Source organism: Amycolatopsis sp. NPDC003676 (assembly GCF_053587275.1).
In genome coordinates, this window is sequence record NZ_JBSFNS010000278.1 from 1 (window position 1) to 1506 (window position 1506).

General features: G+C 71.2%; 3 protein-coding genes. All 3 read left to right on the forward strand.

The window, feature by feature from the left end; genetic code table 11:
* On the forward strand, nucleotides 1-351 hold a 351-nt coding region (locus ACWDNU_RS45625; protein WP_449673418.1), incomplete at its 5' end, for a hypothetical protein.
* 25 nt (nucleotides 352-376) lie between these two features.
* Nucleotides 377-667 carry a hypothetical protein gene (locus tag ACWDNU_RS45630; protein ID WP_355275052.1) on the forward strand — a complete coding sequence of 97 codons (291 nt, stop codon included), beginning with the start codon at nucleotides 377-379 and terminating at the stop codon, nucleotides 665-667.
* A 69-nt stretch (nucleotides 668-736) separates the two neighbouring features.
* Nucleotides 737-1006 carry a hypothetical protein gene (locus ACWDNU_RS45635; protein WP_355275050.1) on the forward strand — a complete coding sequence of 90 codons (270 nt, stop codon included), beginning with the start codon at nucleotides 737-739 and terminating at the stop codon, nucleotides 1004-1006.
* Nucleotides 1007-1506: the final 500 nt, after the last annotated feature.

A 1506-nucleotide genomic window follows, 5' to 3' on the forward strand; every position in this document is an offset into this window, starting at 1 on the left:
CTGGCCGTGTGCCCGCCGTTCCGGTACAACGGAGGCAGGACTCGATTTCCGGGGGGAATCATGCGGTTGATCTTTTCCGCTCTGCTGTTGGCCTTGATCGGCCTCGTCACCACCATCGTCTCGGCGAGCATCGGCATCGCGCTGCTCGTGCTCGCGGTGGTGCTGCTCGTCGTCGGCTGGGTGCGTGCTTCGCGTGGCGGGTCCACGGCGGGGCGGGGCTGGGGCGCTGGGTCCGGGGCGGCGGGTGCGGGTGGCTTCTGGATCGCCGGTGGTGGTGGTGACTCGGGCCATGGCGACGGTGGCGGTGGTGGCGGCTGTGGTGGTGGCGGCGGGTGCGGCGGCGGTAGCTGACCGCGCGCGGTCGGAAGGGTCTGCCATGGTGCTCGGCGCGGCGGTGCTGCTCGTTCTCGTCGGTGCGATCGCGCTCGGCTTCGTACCGGTCGCCGGTATCGCGCTGCTCGGCGTCGCCGCCGCGCTGCTGGTGATCGTGGGGGTGCGCCACCGTCCGCGCCGGGTCGCCCGGCGTGGTCAACCAACGCGCTGGGTGTGGGGCGCGAGCGCGGACGGGCTCACCAGCGCGTCGCGCACACTGCGCAAGTTGCGTGACGAGGACAGCGGTCACGACGACGGTGGGTCGTCGGGTGGCTGCGGTGGCGGTAGCGACTGATCGATCCGGGGGGATCTCATGGAAATGTTCGTGGCTGCCGATACCGGCAGCGAGGGCTGAGGCCGTGTCATGCGGTACATCGTCGCGGCGTTCGTCGTCGCCCTCAGCACGACGGTGTTCAGCGGCACCTCGGTGATCGCCGCTCTCGCCGTGTTCGCCGTCGCCCTGGCACTGGCCTGCTACGGAATCTTCCGTATCGCCTTCCGCCCGACGAAGTCCCGTAAGCGCAAGCGGCGCCGGTCCGGTCATGCCGGTGGTGGCGCCTGGTTCGCCGGCTTCTTCGACGGCGGGGACGGTGGCGGCGGATGTGGTGGCGGCGGTTGCGGGGGCGGCGGCTGAGCCTGCCGCCGTTTCGGGGGAATCACCCCGGGGTACAACTGGATCAGAACTCATTGGGGGTTCGATATGTTCTTCGTCTCCGCGTTGTTGCTGGCCGTGATCGGTGCGACGGTGGTCGGGAAATCACTCATGGCCGGTCTTCCGCTGTTCGCCATCGCCGGGGTGATTCTGGTCGGCGGAATCCGCGATGTCCGTCGCGAGGGCTCGATGTTCGGGTCGGCCTCGGGGGCCGGACAGCGCGCTGCCGGGTGGCGGGCGGGTGAGTCCACCGGGCGCACTCGCGGGACGGCCACTGTCGGTGGCGTGAGCCAAGGTGGCGGCGGAGGCGGCAACGGCAGCGGCAGCGATCTCGGGGACACCACCGGCGGCGATGGTGGTGGCAGTAGCGGCGGCTGTGGCGGCGGTGGAAGTGGCTGTGGCGGCGGTGGTGGTGGCGGCTGTGGCGGTGGTGGCGGGGGCGGCGGCTGAGCCTGCCGACTCGTCGGCCGGGGTGCAGGTCG

Bases quoted from the DNA above. Each gene is read 5' to 3' on its own strand.
- ACWDNU_RS45635 (WP_355275050.1), top strand. From the start codon at position 737: ATGCGGTACATCGTCGCGGCGTTCGTCGTCGCCCTCAGCACGACGGTG.
- ACWDNU_RS45630 (WP_355275052.1), top strand. From the start codon at position 377: ATGGTGCTCGGCGCGGCGGTGCTGCTCGTTCTCGTCGGTGCGATCGCG.